The organism is Jiangella ureilytica (assembly GCF_004348545.1).
Taxonomy (GTDB): domain Bacteria; phylum Actinomycetota; class Actinomycetes; order Jiangellales; family Jiangellaceae; genus Jiangella; species Jiangella ureilytica.
This window is the reverse complement of sequence record NZ_SMKL01000159.1, coordinates 1-1,181: the sequence shown is the minus strand read 5'-3', so window position 1 is coordinate 1,181 and position 1,181 is coordinate 1. Positions and strand designations below refer to the sequence as shown.

1 protein-coding gene is annotated in these 1,181 nt (G+C 69.5%); it reads left to right on the top strand.

Features of this window, described 5'->3' with window-relative positions; all coding sequences use genetic code 11:
* Nucleotides 1–1,181, top strand: a 1,181-nt coding sequence (locus tag E1212_RS29110) for a DUF7927 domain-containing protein (RefSeq protein WP_131989030.1), incomplete at both ends; no start/stop codon positions are given.

Genomic DNA, 1,181 nt, shown 5'->3' with positions numbered 1-1,181 from the left:
GGTGACACGATCACCTACACGGTGACGGTCCGGCAGTACGGGCCCGGTGCGGTGGAGCAGGCCGGGTTCAAGGACGACCTGACCCAGGTGCTGGACGACGCCACGTACAACGACGACGCGGCCGCCTCGGCGGGTCCGGAGCCGACGTACGAGGAACCGACGCTGGCGTGGTCGGGTCCGCTGGCCGTGGGCGAGGAGGTCACCGTCACCTACTCGGTGACGGTCACCGCCGAGGGTGACCGGTTCCTGAAGAACGTGGTCACGCCGGACGACCCGGACAAGTGCGTGCCGGAGGAGGGGCAGGACGAGGCCTGCACCACCGAGCACATCAACGGCTCGTACACCTACTCCAAGACGTCGGACCCGGTCCCGGGCTCGGTCGTCGACGAGGACGGGGTGATCACCTACACCGTGCTCATCAGCCAGGCCGGTACCGCTGCGGTCGAGGGCGCCACCATCGAGGACGACCTGTCCGCGGTGTTGGACGACGCGGTCTGGAACGACGACGCGACGGCGGACTCCGGCGAGGTGTCGTTCGAAGGGGAGACGCTGACCTGGACCGGGGACCTCGAGGTCGGGCAGGTCGTCACGCTCACCTACTCGGTGACGGCCAACGCGGTCGGCGAGGGCGACGACGAGCTCGTCAACGTCGTCACCGACCCGACCGGTGAGGGCGTCTGCGTGCCGGCCGAGGACGGCAACGAGGGCTGCACGACCGACCACTACCAGGGCGAGTACACCTTCGCCAAGACGTCGGACCCGAAGTCGGGGTCGGAGGTCGAGGAGGGCGAGGTGGTGACGTACACCGTCACCGTCGAGCACGTCGGCGCCGCTCCCATCCAGGACGCCATCGTGGTCGACGACCTCTCGCAGGTGGCGCCGGTCGCGGACTGGAACGACGACGCCGCGGCGACGTCGGGCGAGGTGAGCATGGCCGACGAGCAGCTCACCTGGACCGGTGACCTCGAGGTCGGTCAGGTCGTGACGATCACCTACTCGGTGACCGTCGGCGACGAGGCCGATGCCACCATGCGCAACGTGGTCACCAGCCCCGATGACCGGGCGGTGTGTGTCCCGGCGGCCGACGGCAACGCCGGCTGTGAGACCGACCATCACACGCCGGACGAGCAGCCGGGGCCCGACCTGCCGGACACCGGTGCTGATATCACCGGGTGGTTCCT